Annotated in this window: 15 protein-coding genes; all 15 read left to right on the plus strand. The window is 58.9% G+C overall.

The window, feature by feature from the left end; translation table 11 throughout:
• The first annotated feature begins 22 nt into the window (after positions 1–22).
• The 15 genes from VNL17_06460 to VNL17_06530 are packed head-to-tail and all read left to right on the plus strand — an operon-like array spanning position 23 to position 14,021.
• A complete protein-coding gene (locus tag VNL17_06460) occupies positions 23–1,717 on the plus strand; it encodes a glycosyltransferase family 39 protein (protein ID HXI83716.1) in 1,695 nt (564 codons plus the stop codon).
• A 3-nt stretch (positions 1,718–1,720) separates the two neighbouring features.
• Positions 1,721–2,689 (plus strand): hypothetical protein, encoded by a 969-nt coding sequence (locus VNL17_06465; protein HXI83717.1) that lies wholly within the window; start codon positions 1,721–1,723, stop codon positions 2,687–2,689.
• Positions 2,690–2,736: 47 nt separating this feature from the next.
• On the plus strand, positions 2,737–3,735 hold the full coding sequence (locus VNL17_06470; GenBank protein ID HXI83718.1) for an SDR family oxidoreductase: 999 nt from the start codon (positions 2,737–2,739) through the stop codon (positions 3,733–3,735).
• Positions 3,732–4,553 carry a transketolase gene (locus tag VNL17_06475; GenBank protein ID HXI83719.1) on the plus strand — a complete coding sequence of 274 codons (822 nt, stop codon included), beginning with the start codon at positions 3,732–3,734 and terminating at the stop codon, positions 4,551–4,553. The genes VNL17_06470 and VNL17_06475 overlap by 4 nt, the downstream gene beginning before the upstream one ends.
• The gene (locus VNL17_06480; GenBank protein HXI83720.1) at positions 4,550–5,470 is read left to right on the plus strand and encodes a transketolase C-terminal domain-containing protein; all 921 of its coding nucleotides are present in this window, start codon (positions 4,550–4,552) and stop codon (positions 5,468–5,470) included. Before VNL17_06475 ends, VNL17_06480 begins: the two co-directional genes overlap by 4 nt.
• Positions 5,467–6,507, plus strand: a complete 1,041-nt coding sequence (locus tag VNL17_06485; GenBank protein HXI83721.1) for a zinc-binding dehydrogenase — start codon at positions 5,467–5,469, stop codon at positions 6,505–6,507. Before VNL17_06480 ends, VNL17_06485 begins: the two co-directional genes overlap by 4 nt.
• 7 nt (positions 6,508–6,514) lie before the next feature.
• The gene (locus VNL17_06490; protein HXI83722.1) at positions 6,515–7,099 is read left to right on the plus strand and encodes a haloacid dehalogenase-like hydrolase; all 585 of its coding nucleotides are present in this window, start codon (positions 6,515–6,517) and stop codon (positions 7,097–7,099) included.
• The gene (locus tag VNL17_06495) at positions 7,096–8,106 is read left to right on the plus strand and encodes a phosphotransferase (protein ID HXI83723.1); all 1,011 of its coding nucleotides are present in this window, start codon (positions 7,096–7,098) and stop codon (positions 8,104–8,106) included. Before VNL17_06490 ends, VNL17_06495 begins: the two co-directional genes overlap by 4 nt.
• On the plus strand, positions 8,103–9,098 hold the full coding sequence (locus VNL17_06500; protein ID HXI83724.1) for a GDP-mannose 4,6-dehydratase: 996 nt from the start codon (positions 8,103–8,105) through the stop codon (positions 9,096–9,098). The genes VNL17_06495 and VNL17_06500 overlap by 4 nt, the downstream gene beginning before the upstream one ends.
• Before the next feature lie 20 nt (positions 9,099–9,118).
• A complete protein-coding gene (locus tag VNL17_06505) occupies positions 9,119–9,781 on the plus strand; it encodes a class I SAM-dependent methyltransferase (protein HXI83725.1) in 663 nt (220 codons plus the stop codon).
• Positions 9,782–9,791: 10 nt separating this feature from the next.
• Positions 9,792–10,979: a methyltransferase domain-containing protein gene (locus tag VNL17_06510; protein HXI83726.1), complete on the plus strand. Its 1,188-nt coding sequence runs from the start codon at positions 9,792–9,794 to the stop codon at positions 10,977–10,979.
• 1 nt (position 10,980) lies between these two features.
• On the plus strand, positions 10,981–11,502 hold the full coding sequence (locus VNL17_06515) for a WbuC family cupin fold metalloprotein (GenBank protein ID HXI83727.1): 522 nt from the start codon (positions 10,981–10,983) through the stop codon (positions 11,500–11,502).
• A complete protein-coding gene (locus VNL17_06520) occupies positions 11,499–12,239 on the plus strand; it encodes an SDR family oxidoreductase (GenBank protein ID HXI83728.1) in 741 nt (246 codons plus the stop codon). Before VNL17_06515 ends, VNL17_06520 begins: the two co-directional genes overlap by 4 nt.
• Complete coding sequence (locus tag VNL17_06525; protein HXI83729.1) at positions 12,236–13,477, plus strand: class I SAM-dependent methyltransferase; 1,242 nt, start codon at positions 12,236–12,238, stop codon at positions 13,475–13,477. Before VNL17_06520 ends, VNL17_06525 begins: the two co-directional genes overlap by 4 nt.
• A 4-nt stretch (positions 13,478–13,481) precedes the next feature.
• Positions 13,482–14,021 (plus strand): NUDIX hydrolase, encoded by a 540-nt coding sequence (locus VNL17_06530; GenBank protein HXI83730.1) that lies wholly within the window; start codon positions 13,482–13,484, stop codon positions 14,019–14,021.
• Positions 14,022–14,050: the final 29 nt, after the last annotated feature.

Genomic DNA, 14,050 nt, shown 5'->3' on the forward strand with positions numbered 1-14,050 from the left:
CCGTTCCGCAAAAACTCCCGCCATGCGGAAATCTCCAGCGATTTACATCGCCACCGGTTTGCTCGTCATAATGGCCGCCCTGATGATGGTGGCCGCCCGCAGGGACAGCGCAACCGTAGACGAAACCACGGCTCTCAGCGCGGGCTACACCTACTGGACAGGATATCGCTACAAGATTCAGCCGGAACACCCACCTTTGTCTCAGATGCTGCCTGCGGTTCCGTTATTGTTCATGAACATTAACTATTCAGACAACGCGCGGGCGCTGCTGGAAGGCCGGGCCGGCTATCCTTGGACGCGCCCGTGGTTCGGCCCGGTTCGCGCCTGGCAGGAATATTTTCCGGGGGGACGAGACAACTGGTACTTCTGGGCGTTGCCGGAAAGTCAGCTATTCGGCCAGATGTTTGTGTACGATGGAAAGAATGATGGCGACGGTCTCATGCTTGCGGGGCGTTGCGTGCAAATCATACTCACCCTCGCGGTCGGCGCATTGATTTTCTTCTGGGTGCGACAGGCAACCGCAAACGACTTTGCCGCGTTGTGCGCCCTGGCATTATGGGTCTTCAACCCAAACGCCCTCGCCCATGGCCATCTCATCACTACCGACATCGGCGTCACGCTGGCAATGTCCGCCGCTATCTTTCTCTTCGCGCGATTCCTCGAATCTCCCACGAACCGGAACATCGCGCTGTGCGGCGCGGTCACGGGCGTGGCGCTGCTGATGAAATTCACGGCGATTACCCTCGCCCCGATGTATGTCGTCATGATGGTGCTATCGTGGAAGAAGCTCCGCGCCGCCAAAGTCAATGTCTTCAAGATGGCAGCAATCGGGTTCGCCGCAACATGGGCCGTCGTGCTCCTCGTAAATTTCCCACGCTGGTTGCCTGCGCCACCGATGCCCGAAGCCCAAGCCACCGCGCTGGGAGTGCCGGGTTGGTTTCAGGGTTTTCGTCCATTGCTGATTCCACCCGACTTCTTCAAAGGGCTGGCGCTCACCCTCGGGCATTCGAAAACCGGGCATGAAGGTTATTTGCTCGGGGAGTGGTCCCAGCAAGGCTGGTGGTACTATTACCCGGTCACCCTCTTCTTGAAATCACCGCTGGCGTATATAGGTCTCTTGATCACAGCCGCTGTTGTGTTCCTTAAGAACCGCGCGCAAACGCGCCCGCTGGAGTGGGTGGCATGGGCGTGCGCCGCGCTGTTCCTGCTCGCGGCGATGACGAGCAAAGTAAACATCGGCGTGCGCCACTTGCTCCCAATGTTTCCCCTGCTCACTGTCGGTATTGGTTGCGCCATCCCGCGCTTGAAACAATGGCTCGTGGGCGGCCTGGTTGCGTGGCAAACAATCATCTGCCTGCTTTGCGCGCCTCTATACTTGCAGTTTTTCAGCGAAACCGCGGGCGGCGCCGATAATGGCTACAAATACCTGGTCGACTCGAATTACGATTGGGGACAGGACGCGAAGCGGTTAAAGGCCTTTCTCGACGAACGCCATATTGGCCAAATCTATCTCGATTATTTCGGCACCCAGTATTCCATCGAATACCTGAAGATTCCAAACACGCGTATCGATGCCGAGAAAGCTCGCCAAATCGTGCAAGGCTGGCTGGTGGTCTCCGCCTCGCAATTGATGCGACCCGAGTGGAGTTGGCTGCGGACAACCCACCAGCCGATTGCGCGTGTGGCCGACACGCTCTTCGTGTATCAATTTCCCTGAACCATGCCCTCGCAATACCCACAATTTGATCGCGCGCGTCTGAAACTGAAGCCGCTGGCGGAACGCGTTAACGACTTGCAGGCTGACCATTGGCTAACGGCGGACCAAGCACCGATTCCGTTCGAGCACCCAGAGTTGGCGAAGCTGGCCGATCGGATCTTGCTGGCGCGCAAGCGCGGCGCGGCCGTGATCCTGATGATGGGCGCGCACGTTCTGCGCGCGGGTGTCAGCGCCCACATCATCGACCTGATCGAACGCGGATTGCTCACGCATGTCGCGATGAACGGCGCCGGCCCGATTCACGAATACGAACTGGCGAGAATCGGCGCCACCACCGAGAGCGTGGCCCGCTACATCCAAACCGGCGAGTTCGGATTGTGGAATGAGACGGGCGAACTCAACGAGGTCGTCAATGCGGCGGCGCGAGACGGGCTTGGGTTCGGCGAAGGCGTGGGCAAGAGGATCGCCGAGAGCAATTTCCCGCACAAGCAATTGAGCGTGCTGGCCGCCGCCTGGCGCCACCGCGTCCCGGCAACCGTGCACGTGGGCATCGGCTACGACATCATCCACGAACACCCCAACTTCAATGCCGCCGCCACGGGCGAGACGAGCTATCGCGATTTCCTGATTTTTACGAAATCCGTGGAGAACCTCGAAGGCGGTGTACTCCTGTGTTTTGGCTCAGCGGTGATGGGACCGGAAATCTACCTCAAGGCTTTATCAATGGCCCGCAACACCGCGATCCAGGACGGCCGGAGTATCAAGAAGTTCACGACGGCGGCATTCGATCTCATCAAGATCGATGGCGACTGGCGCACGGAAGCTGAAAAATCGAATCCGCAGTATTACTATCGGCCTTGGAAGACAATTCTTGTGCGCACCGTCGCTGAAGGCGGGGAAAGTTTTTACTTCTGCGGTGACCACCGCGCCACCCTGCCCGCATTGCATCATTTGCTTCTGCAAGAGGCTTAGCTCTTGCGCTGTCTGCCAAAAACAGGCATCTTAGTCCGACACACGGCATGAAAAACAACGGGAATAATCAGGTCATATACGTCACAGGCGGCGGGGGTTACGTCGGCGCGGTGCTGGTGCCCAAGCTGCTCGGCGCGGGCTACCGGGTGCGGGTTTTGGATTTGTTCCTCTATGGCGAGGATGTCCTGCCCAAACACGCGAATCTGGAAACCATCAAAGGCGACTTGCGCGACAGCAAGCTGTTGCAGAAAACACTCCCGGGCACAGACGCGGTCATCCACCTCGCTTGCATCTCGAACGATCCGAGCTTCGAACTGAACCCCACACTTGGCCGGTCCATCAATTTCGATGCGTTCGAGCCGCTCGTCCAGATCGCGCGGGATAGCGGTGTGAAGCGATTTGTCTACGCCTCCAGTTCCAGCGTGTATGGCGTGAAGCAGGAAGAGAACGTCACGGAGGAGTTGCCGCTTGAGCCGCTGACAGATTACTCAAAGTACAAGGCGATGTGCGAAGAGGTCTTGGCAAAATACCAAACCCCCGGTTTTACCACCGTGACACTCCGCCCCGCGACGGTTTGCGGCTACTCGCCGCGATTGCGGCTGGATTTGACCGTGAACATTCTCACCAATCACGCGATCAACAAGGGCAAGATCACGGTGTTTGGTGGGGAACAGCGCCGTCCCAACCTGCACATCGAAGACATGACGGACCTGTATCTGCGGTTGCTGGAGGCGCCCGACAAGCAGATTGCGGGCAAAATCTGGAACGCCGGCTATCACAACCTCAAGGTCCGCGAGATTGCCGATGTCGTGCGCAAAGTCGTCGGCCAGGATATTCCCGTCGAAACGCAACCGACCGACGACAACCGTTCCTATCACATCTCGTCGGAGAAGATTGACCGTGAGTTCGGATTTAAAGCGAACCATAGCGTCGAAGATGCGGTTCGCGACCTGACCGCGGCGTTTCGCGGAGGACGGATTCCCAACCCGCTGACCGACATCCGCTATTACAACATCAAGACGATGCAGGCGCTCAAGTTTCAATGACACCAAACCTTGGCGAACTCGAAGCGCTCGCGCGTAGTATCCGCGGCAAGGTCGTGGAGTTGTCCCACAAGGCCGGCACGCCACACCTCGGCTCGGCGTTGTCGTGTGTGGACATCCTGGTCGCGGCCTACTCGGGCGCGCTGGCCATTGATCCAAAAAATGCCGACGATCCCAATCGCGACCGCTTGATCCTCAGCAAGGGCCACGCGGCCACCGCCCTCTACGCGACGCTGGCGCATCGCGGTTTCTTTCCGATGAAACTGCTCGACACTTTCGCGGAATCCGGTAGCACCCTCGCCGAACAACCCAGTCCGCACTGTGCGCCGGGTGTTGAATTGGCGACCGGCTCGCTCGGGCACGGGTTATCGGTGGGCTTGGGCGTTGCGCTGGCCGGGCGCATCCAGGGTCGTTCGTACCGGGTGTGCGTCGTGATGAGCGACGGCGAATGCGAGGAAGGAACCGTCTGGGAAGCCGCGCTGTTCGCGCCCATTCACAAGCTCGATAACGTCACGGTAATTGTGGACTACAACAAGTGGCAGGCCACGGGCCGCTCCAACGAAATCATGAACCTGAGTCCCTTGCGTCAGAAATGGGAAGCCTTTGGCTGGAACGCTTCCGAAGTGGACGGCCACGACCTGAACGCCTTGCTGACCGCCCTGAAGCCGGTTCCCGCCGGCAGCGGCAAGCCGGTGGCCATCATTGCCCACACTGTGAAGGGCAAGGGCGTGTCGTTCATGCAAGACGATAACAACTGGCACTACCGCAGTCCAAACGCCGACGAACTCCAGAAGGCCAGGCAGGAGCTGGGGCTCACGTGAGAAACGCATTTGCTTCCGAGATCACGAAGCTCGCGACTGAAGACGAGCGTGTCGTGATGCTCTCCGGTGACATCGGCAATCGGCTGTTCGACGATTACAAGAAACGAGTGCCGAACCGGTTCTTCAATTGCGGCGTGGCGGAGGCCAACATGATCAGCGTAGGCGCGGGCATGGCGTCGTGCGGACTTCGCCCGGTTGCCTACACAATCACGCCGTTCATCACTACTCGCGTGATGGAACAGATCCGCGTCGATGTCTGCTATCACAACGTGCCCGTCGTGATCGTCGGGGTTGGTGGAGGCTTGTCCTACGCCTCCCTCGGCGCGACGCATCATTCTTGTGAGGACATCGCTTTCCTGCGTGTGCTTCCCCACATGATCGTGATCTGTCCCGCCGACGCTGTTGAAGTGCGGCTAGCCCTGCGCGCCGCCCTCCAGCAGGACAGCCCCGTGTATATGCGCCTTGGGAAGAAAGGCGAGCCTGTCGTCCACAAAGACATCCCCAATTTCGTCATTGGCAAAGCCATCATCATTCGTCCCGGCACGGATGTGTGCCTGCTCAGCACAGGCAACATGTTGCCCACGACCTTCGAAGCGGCAGACGTGCTGAAAGAAAAGGGCATCTCGGCCCAGGTCGTGAGCTTTCACACTGTTAAACCTCTCGACGAAGAGCTTCTCTCTGATTCATTCGCCAAGTTCAAGGTGGTTGCAACGATCGAAGAGCACAGCCTTCTTGGCGGCTTCGGTGGCAGCGTTGCGGAGTGGCTCGCGGATCGCCCAGCCCAGAAGGCGCGCCTCTGCCGCATCGCAACCCCGGACACGTTTCTCCACGAAGCCGGCGAACAGGAGTACGCGCGCGAGGTCTTCGGCCTGACGGGTCCGCACATCGCCGAGAAAATCCTGCAGGCGGCGCGGTGAAGACCACCGCGGCCATTCTGGTGGAGACGGGCAAGCCGCTGGTTCTCGGCGAGCTGGAGATTCCCGTGTTGAAACCCGGCCAGGTGCTGGTCGAGATCGCGGTCAGCGGCGTCTGTCACACGCAGGTGTTGGAATGCCGGGGCTATCGCGGCGAGGACAAGTTTCTTCCGCACTGCCTCGGCCACGAGGGTAGCGGCATCGTGCGCGGCGTTTCCCCCGGCGTCACCAAGGTCAAGGAAGGTGACCGCGCCATCCTCTCTTGGATCAAAGGTTCGGGCGGAGATGTTCCCGGCACCGTTTATCACTGGGACGGTCGAAAAGTAAACTCCGGCGCGATCACCACGTTCAGCCGATATTCCGTCATCAGTGAGAATCGGCTCACTGTCCTTCCTGCGAAGGTAAACATGCGCGATGCGGCGATGCTCGGTTGCGCCGTCCCGACCGGACTGGGCGCAGTGTTCAATGCCGCGCAGGTCAAACCGGGCCAAACCATCGCGGTCTTCGGCATCGGCGGCATCGGGTCGTGCGCGGTCGCGGCCGCAGCCATCGCCGGCTGCAAAATGATCATCGCGGTCGATTTGCACCGGGACAAACTGGATCTGGCAACGCAAATGGGCGCGACCCATTGCGTGGAAGCCGCCACCACAGATCCCGTCGCCGAAATCCTGCGCCTCTGTCCCAGTGGGGTTGATTTTGCCATCGAGGCCACGGGACGTCCGTCAGTGATGCAGCAAGCCTTGCAGTGCGTTCGCAACCAGGGTGGAGCGGCGGTCATTGTCGGCAACGCGCGCCACGGAGAACGCTTGGATCTGGATCCGCGTCAACTCAACATGGGCAAGCGCTTGCTGGGCACGTGGGGTGGCGACAATCTTCCCGATCGTGATTTCCCGCGCTATTGCCAGTTGTTGGAGGAGGGCCGGTTGAATCTGGCGCCGCTCATGTCAAAGACCTATTCCCTGAATGGCATCAACGAGGCCATCGATGATCTGGAAGCCGGAAAAGTCGCCCGGCCCATCATTGACATGGCCCGGGAGTAACCGCGGCATGCTGATCGGCGTCGATTTCGACAACACCATCGTCTGCTACGACGAGGTGTTTTACCAGGCAGCCGTGAAACAAGGGCTGGTCCCCAAGGAGACGCCCGTTGTCAAGGACGCAGTGCGCGATTACCTGCGTCGCTGCGGCCAGGAGGATTTGTGGACCGAGTTGCAGGGGCACGTGTACGGGGCGTGCATGGCGGACGCCGCGCCGTTTCCGGGTGTGCTGGACTTTTTTGCGCGCTGTCGAGAGCGCAGTATCTCCGCGTACATCATCAGCCACAAAACCCGCCATCCATTCCGCGGCCAACAGTACGATCTCCACCAGAGCGCCCGCGGATGGCTCAAAAGCAAGGGACTGGACGGCGACCATGTGTTTCTGGAATTGACCAAGGAAGCCAAGCTGAAGCGTATTGCGGAAGTCGGCTGCACGCACTTTATCGACGACCTCCCGGAGTTCCTGGGTGAACCCGCCTTCCCTCGGGACGTCGAGCGCATCCTGTTCGATCCCAACAATCATCATCCCGAGGCCCGACAGTTTCACCGTTTTGCGTCCTGGCCGGAAATCGGCGATCGGCTGCTCCCATCATGAACGCCGCAGACTTCGACAACGCAGTGGCCGCCCTCGTCGCGAAAGCGGGGCTGTCGGTAACGCATCCTCCGGAGCAACTCGTTGGCGGCGCGAACAATCGTGTCTTCCGCGTTCACACAACGGGAAAGCCCGCGCTACTGAAAGCTTACTTTCAACATCCCGACGACAAACGCGACCGGCTTGCGGCGGAGTTCTCCTTCGCGACGTTTGCCTGGCAAAGCGGTGTGCGGTGTCTGCCGCGGCCGCTGGCGTGCGATCCCAAGAATCATCTCGGACTGTTTGAATTCGTCGAAGGACGACGGCTACTGGTCACCGAAGTCGACCAGGACGCCGTAAAACAGGCATTGGATTTCTTCAACGAATTGAACCGCTACAAGGATAAACCCACGGCGAAAGCCCTGCCCATTGCCTCCGAGGCGTGCTTCAGCATCGCCGGGCATCTGGCTTGCGTTGAGCGACGGCTACAGAATCTTCGTGCCGTGGAAGACACGGCAGCGGCAGCATTTATTCGTGACGATCTCGTACCCCGCTGGAATACGATTGCGGGAGCAGCACGAACAAAGGCTACAGCATTGGGATTGCCCTTGGAGGCGGAGATCGTCGCGTCGGACCGCTGCCTGTCACCATCCGACTTCGGCTTTCACAACGCGCTTTTGGAGCCCACGGGTCGCCTACGCTTCATGGACTTCGAGTATGCCGGCTGGGATGACCCCGCGAAGACTGTTTGCGATTTCTTCTGTCAGCCGTCTCTGTCCGTTTCCGCGGATTTTTATCCGGCGGTCGTCCACGCCATCACCTCCGGCCTCTCCCAGCCGGAAGCGCATGCCCGGCGGATGGACCTTTTGTTGCCCGTGTACCGGATAAAATGGTGTTGCATCCTCCTGAATGATTTTCTGCCGGTGGGTGGCCAACGGAGGCGTTTCGCCCGTAGCGAAGCCGACCAGAAAGCGCGGCAAGCCCAACAACTCGAAAACGCGCGACGCGCCTTGAAGGAGATTCGGTCATGAAGAACAAGATCGTCGTGCTCGGCGCCAACTCGTTTTCTGGGCAGGATTTTGTCGACCTGTTGCTCGACGACCCGAACAATGAAGTCATCGGCGTCAGTCGCTCTGCCGAACGTTCCGCGTTGTTCCTGAAATACAAGTCGCGGAAGGATTTATCACGTTACCGGTATCATCAATTCGATTTCAACCACGACACGAGCAAACTACTCGCTTTGCTGGACGCGGAGCAGCCCGGACAAATCGTGAATTTTGCCGCGCAGAGCGAAGTCGCGCCGAGCTGGGAGCATCCCGAACACTGGTTCCAGACCAACACCGTCTCGCTGGCGCTGCTGGTCAATCATCTTCGCAAACAGAAGTACCTGCGCCGTTATCTGCACATCTCCTCGCCGGAAGTATACGGCACTTGTGTGGGCACGGTAACGGAAGCCGCGCCCATGAATCCCAGCACCCCCTACGCCGCTTCCAAGGCCGCCGCCGATTTTCTGCTGCGCACGTACCACAAGCAGTTCGGATTTCCTCTCGTGACCGTCCGCGCAACCAACGTGTACGGGGCGCGTCAGCAGTTGTTCAAAATCATCCCGCGCTCGGCCATCTATGTGAAACTTGGAAAGAAGATTCAACTCCATGGCGGCGGGAAGGCGGTGAAGTCGTACATCCATATCCGCGACGTCTCCCACGGCGAACTCGCGGTGCTGGAACGCGGCCAACCCGGCGAGATTTACCACCTATCCCCCGACCGGGGCGTTGCCGTGCGCGATGTAGTGGAAATGATCTGTAAAAGCATGGGTGTTAAATTCGCGGATGCTACAACGGTCGTGGAGGAACGCCCCGGACAGGACGCCGCATACGTAATCGATTCGACCCGCGCCCGCACCGAGCTGCATTGGTCGCCCCAGATCAGCCTGCAAGAAGGTCTGACGGAGATCAGCCGCTGGGTGGAGGAGAATTGGATTGAAATCGCCCGTCAGTCCCTCGAATATCAACACAAGCCGTAGCGGGCAAACTCAGCAATCCCATGGCATACGTCGATTTCATCATGAAGGTGCATAAGTCCACGAAGCGTGACTACGTCGCGCGCGTGAACGAAGCCGACAAGGCGGAATGCGCCGAGGTGGCCACCCGGTTTGACAAGGATTACTGGGACGGCGACCGCAAGTATGGTTATGGCGGGTATAAATACGACGGACGCTGGCGGGCTGTCGCAGAAGCCATGGCGCGTCATTACCAGATCAAGCCCGGTGCCAACATTCTCGATGTCGGTTGCGGCAAGGGATTCCTGCTGTACGAATTCACCCAGGTGGTGCCGGGAGCGAAAGTCACCGGGATCGACATTTCTTCGTATGGCATCGAGCACGCAAAGGAGGAGGTGCGGCCTTTTCTCCAGGTTGGCACCGCGAGCAAACTGCCGTTCGCCGATCGCTCCTTCGATTTCGTCTTCACGGTGAACACGCTCCACAATCTCTACAACTACGAACTGTTCGCGGCCCTTCAGGAAATCGAGCGCGTGGGACGCGGCCCCAAGCACATCATCATCGAGACCTATCGCAACGAACGTGAGAAGGCCAACCTGCTCTACTGGCAGCTCACCTGCCGCGCGTTCCTGACGCCCAAGGAATGGGAATGGCTGTTCCAACAGACGGGGTACACCGGCGATTACTCCTACATCGTCTTTGAGTGATATCAGCCCTATGAATATCTGTCGACTTTGCCAGCGGGACACCGTCGCCATGCTGCTCGATTTCGGAAAGCAGCCCTTATGCAATCGTTTCCTCCGCGACCACAACCAAGAGGAATACACCCACCCACTCGCCGTCGGCCAGTGCCAGGGCTGCGGCGTGATTCAACTCCTCGATCCCCCGCCCGCAAACGAACTGCGACCGCGCTTCGACTGGATCACCTATCGCGAGCCGGAACCGCATCTCGACCGCGTGGCGGACATGATCGCCGCGCTTCCGGGCATCACGGAAAAGTCGACGATCTGGGGGGTGAGCTACAAAGATGACACGACGCTGCGCCGTCTGGAGTCGCGGGGGCTGAAGAAGACGTGGCGCATCGACTTAAAAACCGATCTGGGCATCGATGATCCCTGCGCCGGTGGGGAGACGATTCAAGCCGCACTCGCTCCTGCCATCCGCGGCATTGTGAGCGCGCATGGCCGCGCGGACATTGTGATCGCGAGGCATATACTGGAGCACGCCCATGACATCGCGAGCTTCCTCGAGGCGTTGAAGGGATTGCTTAATCCCGGCGGCTATCTCGTGATCGAATCGCCGGATTGCCGGCGGGCCCTGGAGCAGTGTGACTACAGTACGGTATGGGAAGAACACGTCTTCTACTTCACGCCACAAACGTTCCGGGATTGCTTCGCCTCCCGGGGTTTCTCTCTCGTTGCGTTTGAGAGTTTTCCCTACGCCCTCGAGAACTCTCTGGTGGCCATCGCCCAAGTTGACGAGAAGGTCAAAGCCCCATCGACCCCAACTACCGAGAAAGCCATCGGTCAGGCATTTCGGGACAGTTTTGCGGACAAGCATGATCGCCTGGGCCGGTTTCTCCGCAACCACCGACAGACGCGAGGTAAGATCGCGTTCCTGGGCGCCGGTCATCTGAGTTGTGTTTTCATCAACGTATTCGGGCTGCAAGACTGTGTTGAATTTGTTGCCGATGACAATCCTCACAAGCAGGGCTTGCTCATGCCGGGATCGCGGCTTCCGATTTATGGGTCGAGCGCGCTGCTCGAAAAGGATATAAAACTGTGCCTGCTGTGCCTGAGCCCGGAGAGCGAAGACAAAGTGATCCAGAGCAACCAGCGTTTCATGGAACAGGGCGGAAAGTTTGCATCAATTTTCGCCGGCAGCAAGTACGCACTCAAGGTCTGAAATGCGATTCAAGGAACTCAATAGTGAAGTCCTCGTCGTCAACGGGCCGCTGGCCGTGGTGGGCAGGGCGGACATCGATCTACTAAAAAAGAGGGCGGCCGGGAATCCACGCCGGCGAATCCGCATCTGCGCGCATCAAGAGAACGACAACCGAATTCATGAGATGCTGATTGTGCTCGCGGGGGATTGCTATATCCGGCCGCACAAACATTTCAACAAGAGCGAATCGCTCCACCTGATTGAGGGTTCGGCCAGCGCGGTGTTTTTCGATGATGCCGGTGCGGTTACGGAAGTCGTCCCGCTTGGCGACTATTCCTCAGGACATCCCTTCTACTACCGCCTGGATACCCCGCGATTTCACAGCCTGCTGATCCGCTCAGACTTCCTGGTGTTCCACGAAACAACCAATGGTCCATTCAACCGTGCCGACACCGCGTTTGCGCCGTGGTCGCCGGAAGAAACAGATCTTGCCGGTCGACAACAGTTCATGAAATCTTTGACGGAGGCCGTTCGGAACCCATGAAGAAACAGCATAGCCTTATTATCGGCGGGACGCGGGGCACTGGGCGCGCCCTCGCGAAACTATTCGCCGACAACGGCCATGTTGTCTCGGTCATCGGCCGACGAGCACCGGCGGAATCTGATAAGAACCTGCCGAATGTTCGTCATTGGGTGGCGGACCTGCTCGACAAGGCACAACTCGAAGCTGCGCTCACCGAAGTTCTCCAAACGAATGGCAAACTGAGCAGCCTCGCCTTCCTCCAGCGGTACCGCGGCCAGGGCGACAGTTGGGCCGGTGAGATTGAGACGTCCCTGACCGCGACCAAACAAATCATTGAGCGCCTCACAAATGAATTCGATGGTGGCGGTGCCATCGTGCTGGTCAGTTCAATCATTGGGCAGTTCGTTGTGTCCGGACAACCGGTCAGCTACCATGTCGCCAAGGCGGGTATTGATCACATGGTGCGGTATTACGCGGTTATGCTCGGGCCGAAAGGAATTCGCGTAAACGGGGTTTCGCCCGCGTCGATCATCAAGGAGGAATCGCGGGAATTCTACCTCAAGAACGAAAAGCTCCTCGACCATTTCAAGAAGATCGTCCCGCTCGGACGGATCGGCACCGCGGAAGAAGTTGCGCAGGTCATCGCGTTCCTCTGCAGCCCCCAGGCATCGATCGTGACCGGCCAGAACATTGTAGTAGATGGCGGCATGACCCTGCAATCCCATGAATCGTTGACCCGCAGCCTGGCGTCACTATGAATTCGCCCTCTTATCACCGCGACAATTGCCGTTTGTGTGCCTCGCGCGACCTCGAATTGGTCGTGCCATTGGGGCCGACACCCATAGCCGACGACTACGTCCCTGCCTCGCGGCTGAACGAGAAGCAACCAATCTTCCCGCTTGACCTGTACCTGTGCTGCGCCTGCGGACACGTCCAACTGCTTGATGTCGTCGATCCCAACATCCTCTTCGGCAACTACGTCTACGTCACTTCGATCTCCACGAGCCTCGTAGAGCATTTTCGCGAATACACGGATGAAGTGTTGAGGCGGGCCAACGCGCCGGCCGGTGCGCTCGTGATCGACGTTGGCAGCAATGATGGGTCACTCCTGAAGTTTTTTAAACAGCGGGGCATGCGGGTGCTCGGCATTGACGCGGCACGCGAGATCGCGAAACAAGCCACGGAATCCGGCATTGAAACGCTTGGCGCGTTCTTCACGCCGGATCTGGCCCGCACGATCAAACAGACGCACGGCGCCGCGACCATTGTCACGGCCAACAACGTATTCGCGCACGCCGACGATTTGGGCGGCATGGCCGAGGGGATTCGGGAACTGCTTGCTCCGGATGGGATCTTCGTGTTTGAGGTCTCGTACATGGTGGACATCGTCGAAAAGCTGCTCTTCGATACCGTCTACCACGAACACTTGTGCTATCACTCCGTGAAACCGCTGCAGACCTTCCTCGCGCGACACGGTATGGAGTTGATTGAAGTCGAGCGCATTGCAATGAAGGGGGGGTCACTACGCGGCACGGCACAGTTGACCGGTGGCCCGCGAAAGGTTTCGGCCTCGGTTTCCGAGCATCTCGCCCTCGAACAACGTCTCCACTTCGACAAGCCGGAGAGCTTCCGGGCTTTCGCCGCCCGCATCGATGGTGTCAAAGCGAAGGTCCTCGGCGAACTGGTCCGGCTCAAATCGCAGGGAAAGACGGTCGCGGGATTCGGCGCGTCGGCCACGTGTACCACGTTACTCTATCATTTCGATCTCGGCGACAAGCTCAGTTTTATCGCCGACGACAACACGCGCAAACATAATACATTCAGTCCGGGTTATCACCTTCCCGTCCTGCCGCCGCAATCACTCTATGAGCGCAAGCCGGACTATGTGGTGATTCTGGCGTGGAACTACGCGCAACCAATCCTCATCAAGCACCAAAAGTTTTTGGAACAGGGCGGGCATTTCGTCGTGCCGATGCCGGAACTTCAGATTGTGTGACGTCATGGAATTACCTCAACTGGGCGAGCGCCATCTCGTGTACGAGAACCCCTACCAAAAGGTCTATACGACCCGAGCCACGTTTGCCGAATACACGAAGGAATACTACGTCACCGACTTCGGCCCGCGCGCGGGACTGGTGGCGGTCAAGGGTGATCGGGTCCTGCTGGTGCGCCAGTACCGGCTGCTCATCCACCGGCTCTCCTGGGAAATCCCCGGCGGCAGAGTCGATGATGGCGAAGAACCAGCCGCGGCAGCGGTGCGGGAGTGCCTCGAGGAAACTGGTATCCGCTGCGCAAATCCGCGTCCCCTGCTCTTCTACCATACGGGCCTCGACACGGTGTACAACCCGACGCACCTGTTTTATTCCGACGAAACTGCTGAGGTGCACGAACCCCAGAGCATTCACCAGCAAGAGGTGGCGGGCTGGGAATGGCTACCGCTGGCTCGTGGCCTCGAAATGATTGCTGCGGGGCAAATTCAGGACAATTTCACCATTGCCGCGCTGCTGGCATACCGTGTTTTTCGGGGTTGCGGCTCATGACCTTTAACTTGCCGGGGCGCTAAAACTCG

It is taken from the genome of Verrucomicrobiia bacterium (assembly GCA_035577545.1).
Lineage (GTDB): Bacteria > Verrucomicrobiota > Verrucomicrobiia > Palsa-1439 > Palsa-1439 > Palsa-1439.

Bases quoted from the DNA above. Each gene is read 5' to 3' on its own strand.
- VNL17_06460 (HXI83716.1), top strand. From the start codon at position 23: ATGCGGAAATCTCCAGCGATTTACATCGCCACCGGTTTGCTCGTCATA.
- VNL17_06465 (HXI83717.1), top strand. From the start codon at position 1,721: ATGCCCTCGCAATACCCACAATTTGATCGCGCGCGTCTGAAACTGAAG.
- VNL17_06470 (HXI83718.1), top strand. From the start codon at position 2,737: ATGAAAAACAACGGGAATAATCAGGTCATATACGTCACAGGCGGCGGG.
- VNL17_06475 (HXI83719.1), top strand. From the start codon at position 3,732: ATGACACCAAACCTTGGCGAACTCGAAGCGCTCGCGCGTAGTATCCGC.
- VNL17_06490 (HXI83722.1), top strand. From the start codon at position 6,515: ATGCTGATCGGCGTCGATTTCGACAACACCATCGTCTGCTACGACGAG.
- VNL17_06495 (HXI83723.1), top strand. From the start codon at position 7,096: ATGAACGCCGCAGACTTCGACAACGCAGTGGCCGCCCTCGTCGCGAAA.
- VNL17_06500 (HXI83724.1), top strand. From the start codon at position 8,103: ATGAAGAACAAGATCGTCGTGCTCGGCGCCAACTCGTTTTCTGGGCAG.
- VNL17_06505 (HXI83725.1), top strand. From the start codon at position 9,119: ATGGCATACGTCGATTTCATCATGAAGGTGCATAAGTCCACGAAGCGT.
- VNL17_06510 (HXI83726.1), top strand. From the start codon at position 9,792: ATGAATATCTGTCGACTTTGCCAGCGGGACACCGTCGCCATGCTGCTC.
- VNL17_06515 (HXI83727.1), top strand. From the start codon at position 10,981: ATGCGATTCAAGGAACTCAATAGTGAAGTCCTCGTCGTCAACGGGCCG.
- VNL17_06520 (HXI83728.1), top strand. From the start codon at position 11,499: ATGAAGAAACAGCATAGCCTTATTATCGGCGGGACGCGGGGCACTGGG.
- VNL17_06525 (HXI83729.1), top strand. From the start codon at position 12,236: ATGAATTCGCCCTCTTATCACCGCGACAATTGCCGTTTGTGTGCCTCG.
- VNL17_06530 (HXI83730.1), top strand. From the start codon at position 13,482: ATGGAATTACCTCAACTGGGCGAGCGCCATCTCGTGTACGAGAACCCC.